We start from the raw sequence: 1417 nt of genomic DNA, 5'->3' as shown, positions 1-1417 counted from the left end.
GCCCGGCCGGTGAGGTGGCAGCATCCTCCAGCGGTGGCGATCAGGAGCCCACGGCGCCTAGAATCGAGCAAAACGAGTATCCCGATCGTTGCGATCGTCTCTGGAGGCGGTTCATGACCTCGCCAGCACGAAACGAGCCGCTGCACGACGAGACCTACCTGCCGCAGGAGGACACCGGTGACATCATCGACTTCCTCAGAGCCCTGCGCGGCCGCGGACGGCAGGCGGCCGAGCCGCGCCCTCGGCTGACAGGTAACGACGGGCGCAGCGTCGAGCTACCCGAGCCCATGTTCGAGGTCCTCCTGCAGGTCGCCGCGGCGATGAAGGCAGGACTGGCGGTGACGCTGGTACCGCATCACCTGACCCTGTCCACGCAGGAGGCGGCGGACCTGCTGCGCGTGTCGCGCACCACGCTCGTACGGCTGCTGGAGACCGGCGTCATCCCGTTCGAGAAGCCGAGTCGCCACCGCAAGGTCCGGCTCGACGACCTCCTCGAATACCGCAGACGCCAGCGCAACGCGGCCGAGCTCGCCTTCGCGGACATGATCGCCGACACCGACCGCCTCGGCCTGTATGACGTCGACCCCGACGAGACGCGGGCGGCGCTGAAGACCGCCCGCAAGAAGACGCAAGTCTGACCCGCGTGTTCAGCGCGCTGCTCGACACCTGCGTCCTCGTGCCCAGCAGGGCACGCGACGTACTGCTCGAGATCGCGAGCACCGGCGCCTACCGGCCCCTGCGGGGTCCCGGGCCACTCGCGGAGCGATGGCCTGGGTGCTGGTCCACTGAGATCTTCGACGAACTCGACCGCACCCTCCGCACACTCCTCGGCAAGCGAGGGACATCACCCGAAGAAATCGACGCCTACCTCACCTGCCTCACCCGACAGATGAAGACCGCCTTCCCGGACGCCCTCGTCACCGACTGGGAGCCACTCGTCCCGACCATCCACCTGCCCGACCCCGACGATCGGCACGTGGTCGCCGCGGCCAGGACCGGCCGAGCCGACGTCATCGTCACCGACAACCTTGCGGACTTCCCGCCGAGCGCGCTGCCCGCGCCACTCATCCGGCAGTCCCTCGACGACTTCCTGCTCGACGAACTCGATCTCCATCCGGGCCAGGTCGTCACCGCTGTCCATGCGGTCGCCAGCAGGACGGGACGGTCGGGCCCCGCCATGACAGCTCACGACGTCGCAACGTATCTGCGTGCGCACGGCACCCCGGCCTTCGGTGACCGCCTGCTGGCGACACTGACGAACCGTGCACGTTCTAGCTGAGAGTGTTCGACCGACGGACGGACTGCGTAAGTGGTCTGGCCCGTGAGGATGAGGGGGACTCGGCGTGGCCGAACCCGAACAGGAACGTCAGACCGACCACGATCCCAATGACCGCGGTCACTAGCGGGAGTTTCCTAG

The 1417-nt window shown here is 68.0% G+C and carries 2 protein-coding genes; both read left to right on the top strand.

Going from position 1 to position 1417, the window contains the following annotated elements:
- Positions 1–113: 113 nt before the first annotated feature.
- Positions 114–638: a helix-turn-helix domain-containing protein gene (locus U9980_RS19230; RefSeq protein WP_322769192.1), complete on the top strand. Its 525-nt coding sequence runs from the start codon at positions 114–116 to the stop codon at positions 636–638.
- 5 nt (positions 639–643) lie between these two features.
- On the top strand, positions 644–1279 hold the full coding sequence (locus U9980_RS19225) for a PIN domain-containing protein (protein ID WP_322769191.1): 636 nt from the start codon (positions 644–646) through the stop codon (positions 1277–1279).
- The last annotated feature ends 138 nt before the right edge of the window (positions 1280–1417 follow it).

The organism is Protofrankia sp. Cr1 (genome assembly GCF_963555865.1).
In the GTDB taxonomy this organism is placed as follows: domain Bacteria; phylum Actinomycetota; class Actinomycetes; order Frankiales; family Frankiaceae; genus Protofrankia.
This window is presented reverse-complemented; position numbering and strand designations above follow the sequence as displayed.

What these genes read in the sequence shown, in the direction of transcription:
- U9980_RS19230 (WP_322769192.1), top strand. Translation starts at nt 114, where the DNA reads ATGACCTCGCCAGCACGAAACGAGCCGCTGCACGACGAGACCTACCTG.